This is a genomic window from Luteococcus sp. H101 (assembly GCF_038433155.1).
GTDB lineage: Bacteria > Actinomycetota > Actinomycetes > Propionibacteriales > Propionibacteriaceae > Luteococcus.
The window spans coordinates 135,757-149,990 of sequence record NZ_JBCDMW010000019.1; the positions used below are offsets into that span (position 1 = coordinate 135,757).

General features: G+C 69.6%; 11 protein-coding genes. 6 read left to right on the forward strand and 5 right to left on the reverse strand.

The genetic code is table 11. The features are described 5' to 3' along the window. Window positions 1–25 precede the first annotated feature (25 nt). Together AAEX60_RS07410 and AAEX60_RS07415 are read right to left on the reverse strand one after the other, a co-directional pair. Complete coding sequence (locus AAEX60_RS07410; protein ID WP_342102316.1) at window positions 26–178, reverse strand: hypothetical protein; 153 nt, start codon at window positions 176–178, stop codon at window positions 26–28. Window positions 179–499: 321 nt separating this feature from the next. After that, on the reverse strand, window positions 500–1,759 hold the full coding sequence (locus AAEX60_RS07415; protein ID WP_342102318.1) for a hypothetical protein: 1,260 nt from the start codon (window positions 1,757–1,759) through the stop codon (window positions 500–502). 137 nt (window positions 1,760–1,896) lie between these two features. Here AAEX60_RS07415 and AAEX60_RS07420 point away from each other — a divergent pair, with 137 nt between their 5' ends. The 5 genes from AAEX60_RS07420 (at window position 1,897) to dcd (ending at window position 8,818) form a co-directional block, all read left to right on the forward strand. Continuing rightward, the gene (locus tag AAEX60_RS07420) at window positions 1,897–4,056 is read left to right on the forward strand and encodes a glycosyltransferase family 39 protein (protein ID WP_342102320.1); all 2,160 of its coding nucleotides are present in this window, start codon (window positions 1,897–1,899) and stop codon (window positions 4,054–4,056) included. A gap of 274 nt (window positions 4,057–4,330) precedes the next feature. Next, a complete protein-coding gene (locus tag AAEX60_RS07425; RefSeq protein ID WP_342102321.1) occupies window positions 4,331–5,599 on the forward strand; it encodes a bifunctional glycosyltransferase family 2/GtrA family protein in 1,269 nt (422 codons plus the stop codon). Between the two features lie 10 nt (window positions 5,600–5,609). Continuing rightward, on the forward strand, window positions 5,610–6,275 hold the full coding sequence (gene deoC / locus AAEX60_RS07430) for a deoxyribose-phosphate aldolase (protein WP_342102325.1): 666 nt from the start codon (window positions 5,610–5,612) through the stop codon (window positions 6,273–6,275). Between the two features lie 121 nt (window positions 6,276–6,396). Continuing rightward, complete coding sequence (locus AAEX60_RS07435) at window positions 6,397–8,238, forward strand: glycoside hydrolase family 127 protein (protein ID WP_342102327.1); 1,842 nt, start codon at window positions 6,397–6,399, stop codon at window positions 8,236–8,238. Window positions 8,239–8,242: 4 nt separating this feature from the next. Next, window positions 8,243–8,818, forward strand: coding sequence for a dCTP deaminase (gene dcd / locus AAEX60_RS07440; protein WP_342102329.1), 576 nt, complete (start codon window positions 8,243–8,245; stop codon window positions 8,816–8,818). A 62-nt stretch (window positions 8,819–8,880) separates the two neighbouring features. On the opposite strand, the gene AAEX60_RS07445 is transcribed toward dcd, so the two are convergent. The 3 genes from AAEX60_RS07445 to AAEX60_RS07455 form a co-directional block, all read right to left on the reverse strand. Next, the gene (locus tag AAEX60_RS07445) at window positions 8,881–9,294 is read right to left on the reverse strand and encodes a hypothetical protein (RefSeq protein ID WP_342102331.1); all 414 of its coding nucleotides are present in this window, start codon (window positions 9,292–9,294) and stop codon (window positions 8,881–8,883) included. A gap of 149 nt (window positions 9,295–9,443) precedes the next feature. Beyond that, window positions 9,444–12,092 carry a pyruvate, phosphate dikinase gene (gene ppdK / locus AAEX60_RS07450; RefSeq protein ID WP_342102332.1) on the reverse strand — a complete coding sequence of 883 codons (2,649 nt, stop codon included), beginning with the start codon at window positions 12,090–12,092 and terminating at the stop codon, window positions 9,444–9,446. Between the two features lie 114 nt (window positions 12,093–12,206). Beyond that, window positions 12,207–13,097, reverse strand: coding sequence for a pyruvate, water dikinase regulatory protein (locus AAEX60_RS07455; protein ID WP_342102333.1), 891 nt, complete (start codon window positions 13,095–13,097; stop codon window positions 12,207–12,209). Between the two features lie 93 nt (window positions 13,098–13,190). Here AAEX60_RS07455 and AAEX60_RS07460 point away from each other — a divergent pair, with 93 nt between their 5' ends. Next, window positions 13,191–14,228: a class I SAM-dependent methyltransferase gene (locus AAEX60_RS07460; RefSeq protein WP_342102335.1), complete on the forward strand. Its 1,038-nt coding sequence runs from the start codon at window positions 13,191–13,193 to the stop codon at window positions 14,226–14,228. Window positions 14,229–14,234 lie beyond the last annotated feature (6 nt).

A 14,234-nucleotide genomic window follows, 5' to 3' on the forward strand; every position in this document is an offset into this window, starting at 1 on the left:
CAGCCAGTATGCCGTGCGTCAGCTGTCACTGTGGCTTGGCACGGAAGCCGTCGGGGCAACCGGTGGTGTACTTCCGGTCGCAGAAATCCCAGAAGTGATCGATGAACAACGGACCAGCCCCGTTTCCACACAGCACCGAGTTGCGGCTGAAACGCATCTCGATGAATGTCTCCTGCATCTATCCGGCGGTCCCCAATCAGGCGTTTATTCGATGAACTCATCGAATACACCGTCACATCCAGATATCAAGACACGATTTGATGCGAATCCCCGAGGCGATGGGATTAACTCTTCACAATACAAGAATTGCTGCGGGCCTCGATTTTCCATGAGCTGTGCCTGGTCGGTGGTCCAGCGTCGTTGCTGGCCTGATGGTCCCGCTGGCGTGAGCCCCTGCTGATTGCACAGCAGGATTGCTGCTACTTGTACAGGAGAAATCGTGCTGGTTGTACAGCAGGATCCCGCATTGGCCGAGCCGTTGAGCCCTGGCCCCTGAACCTCAGCAGGTCTCCACGGTATCGGTCCAGCAGGCCTGGCGCAGGTAGAAGACCGCCGCCGCTCCCCCGGGCTGGGAGGAGCCGGGATACCAGTCCAGCGCCAGCCCATCCTGATAGCCGGTCGCACCGGCGGCGCTGCGCTGGTGGGCCGCCAACCAGGTCTGGATCTGCCGGCCCTGCTGGAAGAGCGACGTGACGGCCTGCACTTCGTCGGCCGCGGCCTTGAGCACGGGCTGCTTGGCGGTGGCCTCGGTCCGGAGCTTCAGGTAGCTCACCTCCATGCCCTCCGGCCGGTAGTCCAGGCTGTACCGGTAGCCGTCGGCGGTGCGGGTGCACTTCACCTCCGCCTCCCCGGTGCAGGAATAGCCGCGCTGGGTCAGCGCCTGGCCCAGTGGCTTGGCCTGGAGCAGCTTCTCTGGCTGCACCTGGTCCGGCACCCACCCGTCGACGAAGAGCACGATGGAGCCGTCCGCGCTGCCCCGCGCGTTGACCTCTTCGTTAGTGGCCGTCGCGTAGGAGTCCTCATTGCCCGCCCGGACCGCCTTCAGCACGGTCTGGGTACGGGCCTTGTCCCCGATGAACTGCTCGGCCAGCCAGCCCTGGATCGCCAGCGCCGTCGGATTCTTGCCACCCTTGCCGTCCTGCACATTCAACGAGACCCGGCCCAGCCGGTGGCCGCTGGCCCCGCCCAGGTAGGCGGTCATCGCCGGGTTGCTGGTGTAGTGCGTACACACCCAGGAGTCCATCCGCTTCTTGGCCTCGGACTCACAGGTGAACCCGTCGGCGATCAGCTGCTTCTTGACGGAATCGACGGTGCCCTTGCCCGGCGCCTCGATCACCGACGGCTGCTCCGGGGCCTTGGGCTGCAGCGGCTCGATGCTCTGGCTGGGCGTCGGTGTGGGCTGCGCGACGGGTTCCTCGTCGGAGCGGCCAGCCAGCCACCAGCCACCCAGGCCCAGGGCCAGCACCACCGGCGCCGCCAGCCACACCCACGGCGGACGGCGCGGGCCGTCGTCGATCTCCTCGGTCACCGGCGCGGCCGTGGCTCCGCCCGAGGCGGGCGACCGCAACCGACTGGCCGACGAGGACGTGGCGGGACGCGCCGGGCTGGTGGGGCTCGCGGGGCTGCCGGGGCGACGGAAGGCGTGGTCCGGGTCCGATTGGCCGCCCGCATGGTCCTCGACGCCCGGATCGTCCGGCTCGATCATCCCGCGTCGGGGACGCGCCAGGGGTTGCTCGAGCTCGGATTCCGGATCAGTCACGCAGGACAGACTATGCGCTGCCCGGGGTCGACGACCAAGATCAACTCCGGAAAGGTGGTTTCCCGGAAAGCCAGCCGCACAGCCGCCCCACAGACTGGGCACACAGCCGGCACAGTGCCGCGCCGTTGACTGGCGCCATGACTTCCACCACCCTTGCCCAGAACGTCCTGCGGCGCACCCGCGCCGAGGAATCCCCACCCCGCCCCGGCGCCACCGCCCGGCTGTCCCGTGCCGGGGGCGCCGCTAGGAGCGAGCGGCCGTCGGTGTTGCATCGCGCCAGCCTGGCCGTGCTGCTGTTGGCCACCGCGGCGCTCTACCTGATTGGCCTGTCCGAATCCGGCTATGCCAACTCCTTCTACTCCGCCGCGGCCCAGGCCGGGGGCGAGTCCTGGAAGGCCTGGTTCTTCGGCTCCCTGGACGCCGGAAATGCCATCACGGTGGACAAGCCGCCGGCGGCGCTGTGGCTGATGGGGCTCTCGGTACGGCTCTTCGGGCTGAGCTCCTGGAGCATCCTGCTGCCGGAGGCGCTGCTGGGCGTCGCGTCGGTCGCGGTGCTGTATGCCACCGTGCGACGCAGCCTGGCCGGGCGCGCCGACGGGTCGTTGACCCACAGCACCCTGGCCCACTGGGCCGCGCTGGGCGGCGCCGCCACCCTGGCGCTCACCCCGGCCGCCACCCTGATGTTTCGGTTCAACAATCCCGATGCGCTGCTGGTCTTCCTGGAGGTGGCCGCCGCCTGGTTCGTGGTTCGCGCCAGCCAGACCGCCTCCCGCAAGCACCTGGCCCTGGCCGGGGCGATGATCGGGCTGGGCTTCCTCACCAAGATGCTGCAGGCCTTCCTGGTGCTGCCGGCCTTCGTCGTCGCCTACGCGGTGGCCGCGCCCACCACGTGGAAGCGCAAGATCACCGACCTCTTCCTGGCCCTGGGCGCGATGATCGCGAGCTTCGGCTGGTATGTCGCCCTGTTCGAGCTGGTGCCAAGTTCCTGGCGGCCCTACATGGGCGGCTCGCAGAACAACTCGCTGCTGGAGCTGGCCTTCGGCTACAACGGCCTGGGCCGGATCACCGGCGAGGAGACCGGCGGCCTGGGCAACGGTGGCTCCAGCTCCGGCGTGGGCGTCCTCCGGATCTTCCAGTCGATTTCCGGCGGGATGATCAGCTGGCTGGTTCCGGCCGCCCTCCTGCTGGGCGTGTTTGCCTGGGCGGTGCTGGGCCGCACGGCCTGGGCCAACCTCAACCCGCGTCGCTCCCCCGACGGGTTCAACACCACCCCCGCCACCCAGGCCTCGGCCGGACTGGTGGTCTGGCTGGGCTGGCTGCTGGTCACCGCCGCGGTCTTCAGCGCCATGTCCGGCATCTACCACGACTACTACGTGGTGGCACTGGCCCCCGGCATCGCCGGTGCGGTGGCACTGGGCACCGCCATCCTGTGGCAGCGACGGGACCTGCTGCTGGCCCGCGTCGGCCTGGCCCTGGCCAGCTGTGCGACGGGTGTCTGGGCGGTCCGGCTAATGATGCGCGCCGGTGGTTCCTGGACCACCCTGGGCGGCTTCATCGCCGTCGCCGCGACGCTGGCGGCCCTGGGCCTGCTGTTCGTCGACAAGCTGCCCGAGGCCGTCACGAAGACCAGCCTGGTGCTGGCCGTCGTCGCGGCCCTGGCCGGACCGGCGTCCTACTCGGTCAACACCGCGCAGACCGCGCACACCGGCTCCATCGTCACCGCCGGCCCGGTCAGCGGCGGCATGGGTGGCGGCGGGGGTGGCCGAATGGGCGGTGGCACCCCGCCCGGCGGCGCCACCGGGCAGGCACCCACAGGAACTGCCCCCGCTGGTAACACCCAGACCGGCTCCATCCAGACCGGCTCCACCCAGACGGCCCAGACCGGCGGCCCCGGTGGCGGCGGCCCGGGTGGCGGCGGAGGCATGGGCGGCATGCTCGGCGGCGCCACCGTCAGCGACGAACTCAAGACCCTGCTCACCCAGGGCTCCGGCAGCTACACCTGGGTGGCGGCCACCGTCGGCGCCCAGAACGCCGCCAGCTACCAGCTGGCCACCGGATCCCCGGTGATCGCCCTGGGCGGTTTCAACGGCACGGATCCGGCGCCCACGCTGGCGCAGTTCAAGGCGATGGTTGCCGCTGGTCAGGTGCACTGGTTCATCGGCTCCGGCTCCACCGGGATGCCCGGCAGTGCCTCCAGTGGCGCCTCGGATGCCAGCGAGATCGCGGCCTGGGTGGCCCAGAACTTCACCGCCCAGAGCATCGACGGCACCACCGTCTATGACCTGACGGCCGGCTGAGCCCTCCTCCCGGCGGGGCTCCCCCGGGCCACCACAACAAATGCGGCAGGTCAGTTGACCAGACCCCTTCTGGGGCACTTGGACAACTGACCTGCCGCATTTGTTGTGTTCGCCCCCGCGAGCCCGTCCCCGCGCCAACTTCCCACAGCCTCACCACAGGCATGGAACAGGGCCGCCACAAGGCCAAACAGGAGTGTTGAGACATCCGGGCAGCAGCCCACCAAGCCGCCCCCGAGCCAGGGGCGGCAGGACCCACCACATGAAGGCGAAGACCATGACCATCGCACCCGAGAAGACCACCGCCGACGACAACCCCGGCAAGATCCTGGACACCACCCCGACGCCGGGCACCGGCAGGCTGCCCCGCACCGCCAGCGTGGACGTCGTGATCCCGGTCTACAACGAGGCCGAGGACCTGGAGCGCTCCATCCGCCGGCTGCACCACTACCTGACCAGCGACTTCCCGCACGCTTGGCAGATCACCATCGCGGACAACGCGTCGACCGACGACACCTGGGCCATCGCCGCCCGGCTGACCCGCCAGCTGCCGCACGTGCACGCCGTCCACCTGGACCAGAAGGGCCGGGGCCGGGCCCTGCGCCAGGTCTGGCTGGCCAGCACCGCCGACATCCAGGTGTACATGGACGTGGACCTCTCCACGGACCTGCGGGCCCTGCTGCCGCTGGTCTCCCCGCTGGTCAGCGGGCATTCGGACCTGGCGATCGGCTCCCGGCTGGCGCCCGGCGCCCGGGTGGTGCGCGGCCCCAAGCGGGAGTTCATCAGCCGCTCCTACAATCTGATCCTGCGCACCAGCCTGCGGGCCAACTTCTCCGACGCCCAGTGCGGCTTCAAGGCCATCCGCCGCGACGTGGCCCAGGAACTGCTGCCGCTGGTGGAGGACAATGCCTGGTTCTTCGACACCGAGATGCTGGTACTGGCCCAGCGCGCGGGCCTGCGCACCCACGAGGTGCCGGTGGACTGGGTCGACGACCCGGGCACCACGGTGCACATCGTCAGCACCGCCACCGAGGACCTGAAGGGGGTGGCGCGGCTGATGCGCGGGCTGGCCACCGGCGCCATCCCGCTGGGCCAGGTCCGCGAGGCGCTTCACCGCGCCCCCGCAGCCCCGGGCACCAATGCCCTGTTCGGGCACATGGTGCGCTTCGCCGCCGTCGGGGCCGCCTCGACGGGTGCCTACTTCGGCCTGTACCTGCTGCTCCGGCTGGGGATGGGTCCGCAGGCCGCCAATCTGGTGGCCAACCTGGTCACCGCCGTCGCCAACACCGCGGTGAACCGACGCCTGACCTTCGGGGTCACCAGCCGCAAGGGGATGCTGCGGGACCACATCGGCGGCCTGCTGGCCTTCGGGGTGGCCACCGGCCTGACCTCCGGCTCGCTGTGGCTGCTGCACGCCGCCGGCCGCCCCGGCGGCAAGGCGATGGAGGTGCTGGTGCTGGCCCTGGCCAGCGCGGTGGCGACGGCCTTCCGCTTCGTGGTGCTGCGCCGCCTGATGCACCACGACGTCTCCGGCAAGACCGCCTAGGCTGGGGACCATGACTGACCTCACCGCGGGCGCCGTCGCCCAGATGATCGACCACACCCTGCTCAAGACCGACGCCACCCCCGCCGACGTGGCCGCCCTGCTGGCCCAGGCCCAGGAGTTGGGCACCTACTCCATCTGCATCTCGCCCAACATGCTCCCCGGGCTGCCGGAGCTTGGTGGAGTGAAGCTGGCCACCGTGTGCGGCTTCCCGTCGGGCAAGCACACCGCCCAGCTGAAGGCCGCCGAGGCCAGGGAGGCGGTGGCCAATGGCGCCGACGAGGTGGACATGGTGATCGACATCGGCCTGCTCAAGGCGGGCAATTCCGAGGCGGTGCAGGCCGAGATCGCCGCGGTCAAGGCCGAGGTGCCCAGCCCCAAGGTGCTGAAGGTGATCATCGAGTCCGGTGCGCTGACCGATGACCAGGTCATCGCCGCCTGTCAGGCGGCCGAGGCCGCGGGCGCGGACTTCGTGAAGACCTCCACCGGCTTCCACCCATCGGGTGGCGCCACGGTGCATGCCGTCGAGCTGATGGCCCGGACCGTGGGCGGCCGGCTGGGGGTCAAGGCGTCGGGCGGGATCCGGGACTGGGACAGCGCCGTGGAGATGATCCAGGCCGGCGCCACCCGGCTGGGGGTCTCGGCCACCGAGCAGATCCTGGCCGGCGCCCCGGCCTGAGGGTACCGCCGGACGGAAAGACCCGGCCTTGGGGCACCATCGGCGCCGCAGTTCTCATAGGGTGGGGGTAGAAGTTTCCACTCTGCGAACCGGCGTCGCTGACGCCATGGAGGAAGCACCCATGCCGCACCAAGCCACCCCGGCCCTGTTCAGCGCCGCCCAGGCGCCCGTCGCACTCACCAGCGTGCACCCCAGCGACGAGGGCTGGATGGGTCGATTCCAGGCGCGCAATGCCGCCGCCACCCTGCCGCACGTGATTGCACAGCTGCAGGAGCGTTCGTGGGCCAACCTGCGCAATGTCCGCGACGGCGTGGAGCACCAGCACATCGGAAACACCAATTCCGACGCCGAGGTGCACATGGTGCTGGAGGCGATCGCCTGGGAAATCGCCCGCACCGGCACCACCGAGTTCGACGGCTTCCTGGAAGAGACCATCCAGCTGCTGGCCGACGTCCAGGCCGACGACGGCTACCTGAACTCGTGGGGCCAGTCGATGGCCGGCTACGAGCACTTCAGCGACGCCGCGATGGGGATGGAGCTGTTCACCGGCTCCCACCTGGTGAAGGCCGCCATTGCCCTGAACCGGACAGGCCGGGGCGAGAAGATCATGCGGATCGCGCGCAAGTGGGCCGATCTGGTGGTCAAGAACTTCGGCCCGGACCAGCAGGGCTACGACGGCCACGCCGGCATCGAGGGTGCACTGGTGGAGTTGTGGCACGAGACGGAGCACGACCCCTACCTGGAGACCGCCAAGGCGATCCTGGACCGGCGCGGCCAGGGCCTGCTGCGCAGCGGCGTACTGGGGCCGATCTTCTTCCAGGACCACGAGCCGGTGCGGGAGGCCGTCGAGTCCCTGGGCCATGCCGCCCGGCAGCAGTACCTGGACTCCTCGGTGGCCGACGTGCTGTCCGCCACCGGTGACCCGGAGCTGAAGAAGGCGCTGATCGCCCGCTGGGAGTCGGCCCACCTGACCAAGCTCTACATCACCGGCGGCCTGGGCTCGCGGCACTTCGACGAGAGTTTCGGCGCCCCCTACGAGCTGCCGGCCTCCCGTGCCTACGCGGAGACCACCGCCAGCATCGCCGACGTGCAGGTGAACCACCGGCTGCTGCTGCTGACCGGCCACGCCCGCTACGCCGACGCGATCGAGAAGATCTTCCACAACGCCCTGCCGGCCGCGGTGGGAACCGACGGCACCACCTTCTTCAGCTCCAACCCGCTGCAGGTGCGTTCCCGTCAGCGCGACGAGGACAACAACCGGATCGAGCGGGCGCCGTGGCTGAACCACGCCACCGGCCCCACCAGCATCGTTCGGCTGGCCGCCAGCATGGGGGCCTTCGTGGCCACCGTCGCGGACAAGACGTTGAGCATCCAGCAGTGGATGTCCGGCACCATCGAGCTGCCCTCCCAGATCGGTGAGGGCCAGCTGGTGATCGAGACCGACTACCCCAACAGCGGCCACATCACCATCCGGCTGGAGGGCACCCCCGCCCCGGGCGCCCGGCTGCGGATGCGGGTGCCGGGCTGGTGTGAGAAGCACCTCTACAACGGCCGCAATGCGCTGGTGGTGGACGGCTACTTCGACCAGAAGCTGACCGAGGGCTTCGAGGCCGTGCTGGACTTCCAGATGGACCCGCGCTTCGTCTATGCCCACCCGCGGGTGGATGCGGTGCGCGGCTGCCGTGCGCTGCTGCGCGGCCCAGTGGTCTACTGCGCCGAGGGTGTGGACAACCCGCAGCTGGAGAACCTGGTCTTCCACACCACCGCCACGGTGGAGAAGCCGGAGAACGGGGAACTGCCCCGGATCACGGTGCCGGCCAACTTCCGTCGCAAGCCGCAGGCGCTGTACTCGCGCACCATGGTGGCCGTCGATCCCGAGGTGCGCCAGACCACCCTGGTGCCCTACCAGAGCTGGGCCAACCGCGGCTCCAGCCCGATGCGCGTGTGGCTGCCCACCGAGTGACCGCATGCTGCTGAGTGATCGCGACATCCGGGCGGGGGTCGAGCGGGGCCGGATCCGGCTCGACCCCTGGCACCCGGACATGGTGCAGCCGTCCAGCGTCGACGTGCGTCTGGACCGGGTCTTCCGGGTCTTCGAGAACCACCGCTATCCCGTGATCGACCCGGCCGCCGAGCAGCCGGAGCTCACCCGGGAGGTGGTCTGCGACGGCGACGAGCCCTTCGTGCTGCACCCGGGCGAGTTCGTGCTGGGGGCGACGTGGGAACGCGTCGCGCTGGGCGATGACGTGGCGGCCCGGTTGGAGGGCAAGAGCTCGCTGGGACGCTTGGGCCTGTTGACCCACTCGACGGCCGGTTTCATCGACCCCGGCTTCGACGGTCACGTCACCCTGGAGCTGTCCAACATGGCCACCCTGCCGATCATGCTCCACCCAGGGATGAAGATCGGCCAGCTGTGCTTCTTCCAGCTCAGCTCCCCCGCCGAGCACCCCTACGGGTCCGACGCGGCCGGTTCGCACTACCAGGGCCAGCGGGGCCCCACCCCGTCGCGCTCCCACGTGAACTTCCACCGGAGCCAGGTCTGACCCCTCGACCGGCTCGGGCTGGGCGCTGACGCGACCACGACGGCCGAGCTGGTCGAGGCCCGTCACACGCTCCAGTCGTAGCCCGTGAGGGCCCGCTCCAGCACCTCCCGGCTGGGGGCGGTTCGGGGCTCGGGCCGCATCGGGGAGCGGTGCCAGGCACCCGTCGAACCGTCCTCCAGCACGGTGACCAGGTCCAGGTTCCACCACGGACCCAGCACGTGCTCGTCCTCCAACCGGATCAGCTCGGCCTTCATGTCCATCGCCAGGCCGTCGGCAACGACGTGGGCGACTTCCGCCTCCACCTCGACCCACCAGACCGGACGGCCCTCAGCCGCCAACAAGGCTTGCACCTCGGCCAGCCCCTCGGCCACCAACCGGGTGCGAAGCTCGGCCGGCAACTCCCCCTCAACCCGGATCCGGACCACGTGCAGGGCGTGCTCGTCGGCCAACTCGACGGCGCGCGCGTCGCTGTCCATGGCAGGGATCCTTCCGGCTGGGAGTTCTTTCCTCCACCCTGCCACAGCCGCGTACGTGCGAATGCCCCGGAGACGACGGCGGCCCCGCCTCCCGGGTGGGAGGCGGGGCTGCCGGGCTGGTCCCGTCGACAGGCTCGGGGACCAGGATGCTACTGCTGCTGCGCCAAGGCCGCCTTGGCCGCGGCGAAGCGGGCGACCGGCACCCGGAAGGGCGAGCAGGACACGTAGTTCAGCCCGACCTCCTGGAAGAACTGGATCGAATCCGGATCCCCGCCGTGCTCACCGCAGACGCCGCACTTCAGGTCCGCCTTGGCGGAACGGCCCTTGGTGACGCCGATCCGGACCACCTCGCCGACACCGTCGACGTCGATCGACTCGAAGGGATTCTTCGGCAGCACCTCGTCCATCACGTAGGTGGTGAGGAAGCCGTTCTCCGCGTCATCCCGGCTGATGCCGATGGTGGTCTGGGTCAGGTCATTGGTGCCGAAGGAGTAGAAGTCGGCGTGCTCGGCAATCTGGTCGGCCACCATGGCCGCGCGCGGCAGCTCGATCATGGTGCCGATCGTGTACGGCAGCTCCTTGCCGGCCTTCTCGAACTCGTCCTTGACGGCCGCCTCGACGATGGCCCGCTGGGTCTTCAGCTCGGTGGGGAGCGCCACCAGCGGGATCATGATCTCGATCCCGATGGTCTCGCCCTCGCGTTCCAGCACGGCCAGCGCCGCGCGGATGATGGCCCGGGCCTGCATGTCCGGGATCTCCGGGTAGAGCATGGCCAACCGGCAGCCGCGGGTGCCGAGCATGGGGTTCTGCTCGTGCAGCTTCTTGACCTGGGCCAGCACCTTGCGGGCCTCCTCCAGCTCGGCGGCCGGGGCATCGGTCAGCTCCAGCTTCTGCACCAGCAGGCTCTGCTCCACCAGGTTGGGCAGGAACTCGTGCAGCGGCGGGTCCAGCAGCCGCACGGTCACCGGCAGGCCCTTCATGGCGGTGAAGACCTGCTCGAAGTCGGCCTGCTGCATCGGCAGGATCTTCTCCAGGGCCGCGGCTCGCTGCTCGGAGTTCTCGGCGGTGATCATCTCCCGCACGGCCGGCAGCCGGTCCGCGCCGAAGAACATGTGCTCGGTGCGACACAGGCCGATGCCCTCGGCGCCCAGCTCGCGGGCCTTGCTGGCATCCTCGAAGTTCTCCGCATTGGCCCGCACACCCATGGTGCGCACCTCGTCGGCCCAGGAGACGACGTTCTTGAAGTCCTCGTTGATCTGCGGCGGGATCAGCTCGAGCGCCTCCCCGAAGACCTCACCGGTGGAGCCGTTGAGGGTGAGCACGTCGCCCTCCTTGAACACCTGCTCACCGATGGTCAGGGTCTTGGCGACGGGGTCGATCTTGATCCCGGCGGCGCCGGCGACGCAGGGCTTGCCCATGCCGCGGGCCACCACGGCCGCGTGCGAGGTCATGCCGCCATGGGCGGTCAGGATGCCCTGGCAGACCAGCACGCCATGGATGTCATCGGGGGTGGTCTCGAAGCGGACCAGCACCACCGGCTCGCCCTTGCCACCACGCTCGGCGGCGGTGTCGGCGTCGAAGACCAGCTCACCGACGGCGGCGCCGGGCGAGGCCGGCAGGCCCTTGGCGATGGCGGTCTTGCCGTGCTTCGGGTCAATGGCGGGGTGCAGCAGCTGGTCCAGCTGCTGGGGCTCGATCCGCTTGATCGCCTCGGTCTTGTCGATCATGCCCTCGGCCACCAGGTCGGAGGCCACCTTCAGCGCGGCCGCGGCGGTGCGCTTGCCGTTACGGGTCTGCAGCAGGTAGAGCTTGCCATTCTCGATGGTGAACTCCATGTCCTGCATGTCCTGGTAGTGCGCCTCCATCTTCTTCATCGTGTCGATGAGCTGGGCGTAGGCCTCGGGCAGCACCTCCTCCATCTCGGCCAGGGGGCGCGGGGTGCGGATGCCCGCCACCACGTCCTCACCCTGGGCATTGGTGAGGAATTCACCGTAGAGCTCGTTGGCGCCGGTCGACGGGTTGCGGGTGAAGCACACGCCGGTGGCCGACGTCTCGCCGCGGTTGCCGAAGACCATCTGCATCACGTTCACGGCGGTGCCGAAATCGGCGGAGATGCCATTGGCCTTGCGGTAGACGTCGGCACGCGGGTTGAGCCAGCTCTTGAAGACGGCGTTGATGGCGCGGTTGAGCTGCTCCACCGGGTCGCTGGTCCACTCGCCCCCCAGCGCCTCATTGCTGATCTGCTTGAACTGCTCGACGAGTTCCTTCAGGTCCTCGGCGCTCAGGTCGGTGTCCTGATCGACGCCCTTGCGCTCCTTCATGGCGGTCAGCGCGTCCTCGTAGGCGTGGGCGTCGACGCCCTCCACCACCTCGCCATACATCTGGATGAAGCGGCGGTAGCAGTCCCAGGCGAAGCGCTCGTTGCCTGTCTCCGCGGCGATGGCGGGCACGGTCTCGTCGCTGATGCCCAGGTTCAGGATCGTGTCCATCATGCCGGGCATGGAGACGACTGCGCCGGAGCGCACGGACAGCAGCAGGGGCTTGTCCTTGCCGCCCAGCACGCGGCCGGTACGCTCCTCCAGCCGCTTGAGCCCCTCGGCCACCTGCTCGGCCAGGCCCTCGGGCCATTCACCATTGCGCTTCATGGTCTCGACGCTGGCGGTGGTGGTCACCGTGAACGCGTCGGGCACCGGAACGCCAACCCGGCTCATCTCGGCCACGCCCGCGCCCTTGCCGCCGAGCAGATTGCGCATCGTCGCATCGCCCTCGGAAAGGTCGTAGATGTACTTCTCAGTCATGTGTGGAATCTCCTTTGGTTCCTTCAACGTGCCGCCGTGGCGGTGGACCCGGACGGGGTGTCTTCCCAGCCGATTGTTCAGTTGTCCCCACGGCGTCATCACCGCGGGGTGGTCTCAGGGCCTGATCTTCAGGCTTCCGGCAGGGCGACGCAAGGCCGCCCCGACGCGTTTGGCACGCTCGTCGACGATGTCGATCACCCGGGCGGCGGCCTCCTCCAGGGCCAGCCCCGTGGTGTCGATCACCGGGCAGCCCAGGCGGCGCTGCACCTTGCCGATCTCGTCCAGCTCGTCGTAGATCTTCACCAGGTCGGCATAGCCGTCCTTGGTGCCGAAACCACCCAACCCGCGCACCCGGCGGTTGCGGATCTGCAGCAGCCGTTCGGCGTCGATGGTCAGCCCGACAATCCGCCAGCGGTCCAGCCCCAGCAATTCGGTGGGCGGTGCGATCCCCGGCACCAAGGGGACGTTGACGGTCTTGTAGCCCAGATAGCCCAGGTAGATGCTCAGCGGGGTCTTGCCGGAGCGGGATGCCCCCACCAGGCAGATGTCGCAGTCCCGCAGCGCCTCCGGCATGGCACCGTCGTCATTGCGCACCGCGAATTCCATGGCGCTGATCCGCTCGAAGTAGTCGGCCTCCACCCCCACGGGCCGGCGGACCACCTCCTCCGCTTCCGCACCCGTCGCCTGCTCGAAGGCCTCCAGCGTGCCGCTCAACAGGTCCGCCGACGGGATCTGCAGCTCCTCGCAGGCGGTGGTGACCAGCTCCCGCATGTGCTCGTTGACCAGGGTGAACAGCACCACCCGGCGCAGCGCTGGCTCGTCGGCCACGGCGGCCCGCAGCTGGTCGAAGACGGCAATCAGCGCCTCGGGGGTACTGATCCGCGGGTGGCGGACAATCGTGAACGAGGTCTCGGTGAACTGCGCCTGGGCGGCGCGCGCGAGCCTGGCCGCCGTCTCTCCCGTCGAGTCGGCGATCACGTGGATCTGCAGCGGCTCCATTGCCATGCCCCTGAACCTACCAAGCCCCGCGTGCTTCCCCCAGCCGGGGGTCGGGTGGCGATGCGGCCAAACTGCCGTCGGACTGGAAGGATGGGCGACGTGCTTGAGACCGATCCCGTGGATGACCTGATTGCCGACGAGTCGCAGACCGTGCTGGAGGGGGCCCGCGCCGCCAAGGTGCTGCTGCTGAACGCCCCCGCGCTGGTGGAGCGGGCCCGGGAGGCGGCCGAGGAGGTGGTGGCGTGGTGCGACGACCTGCGGGAGCACCGGGAGCTGCCGGCCGACGTGGTGGCCGACGACCTGGCGGAGGCACTGACCGGCTGTGACCTGGTCTGGCTGCGGCTGCCCAAGGGGTTGGGCGCGCTGGACGAGTACGCGGAGCTGGTGGCCAACCTGGCCCTGCCCGAGGTGCGGGTCGTTGCCGGTGGCCGGGTCAAGCACATGACCCTGAGCATGAACGAGGTGCTGCTGGCGCACTTCGGCAGCGTCAACGCGTCGCTGGGACGGCAGAAGTCCCGGGTGCTGCACGCGCGGCTGCCCTACCCGGCCGACGACACCTGGCCGCGCAGCAAGAAGCACGCCGACCTGGGGGTGGAGCTGTGGGCCCACGGCGCCACCTTCGCCGGCGCCAAACTGGACCCGGGCAGCAAGCTGCTGACCGACCACCTCAAGCAGCTGGGCAAGGAGCGCACCGCCTCCGGCGGCCAGGTGCGCGACGTGCTGGACCTGGGTTGCGGCAACGGCGTGCTGGCCACGCTGCTGGCCCGTCGGTTCCCGGAGGCCACGGTGCTGGCCTCGGACGTCTCCCAGGCCGCCGTCGAGGCCACCCGGCTGACCGCCGAGACCAACCGCGCGCGGGTGCAGGTGCTGTGGCGTGACGGCCTGACCGAGTTCGACGACGACTCGCTGGACCTGATCGTCACCAACCCGCCCTTCCACATCGGCAATGCCAAGGAGTCCGGCCCGGCGCTGGAGATGTTCGCTGACGCAGCCCGGGTGCTGCGCCCCGGTGGCGAGCTGTGGTGCGTCTACAACTCCCACCTGCCCTGGCGGGCACGGCTGAACGAACTGGTGGGCCAGACCCGGGTGATCGAGCAGAATCCCAAGTACACCCTGACCCGCACCATCGCCCGCTGACCCAGC